Genomic DNA, 552 nt, shown 5'->3' with positions numbered 1-552 from the left:
TGGTACGAGGAATCAGGGCATGTCATTACACTCGACAAAGAACGTGACCTCGTCCATCAGGATGTGTATGAATTTTTAGAGAAGCTCGATTGGTAATCAACAGGAGGTCGGATAATGGAAAAAGAAGCATTTATGGAAAAGCTTCTCTCGTTTATGAAGGAAGAGGCGTACAAACCTCTGACCGTTCAGGAACTTGAGGAGATGTTAAATATTACGGAAGCCGAGGAGTTTAAAGAGCTCGTCAAAGCGTTAGTCGCCTTGGAAGAAAAAGGGCTTATTGTACGGACGAGAAGCGACCGCTACGGCATTCCGGAGAAGATGAATTTAATAAAAGGAAAGATTTCAGCCCATGCGAAAGGATTCGCCTTTTTGCTGCCTGAGGATACGTCGTTAAGTGATGTGTTTATTCCGCCTAATGAGCTGAATACGGCAATGAACGGCGATATCGTCATGGTTCGTCTGAACTCACAGTCAAGCGGCTCCAGGCAGGAAGGAACCGTCATACGGATTTTAGAAAGAGCGATTCAGCGGGTTGTCGGCACGTATACAGAA

General features: G+C 45.7%; 2 pseudogenes. Both read left to right on the top strand.

The annotated features are described in order from the left end of the window. Nucleotides 1-96, top strand: a pseudogene (locus ACWHAR_RS30870) (carboxylesterase); the annotation flags it as partial. A gap of 18 nt (nt 97-114) precedes the next feature. Further along, a pseudogene (locus ACWHAR_RS30865) lies at nt 115-552 on the top strand (ribonuclease R); the annotation flags it as partial.

Source organism: Bacillus sp. LR--39 (assembly GCF_053613335.1).
The sequence above is the reverse complement of the archived record's forward strand: the minus strand, read 5'-3'. Positions and strand labels throughout refer to the sequence as shown.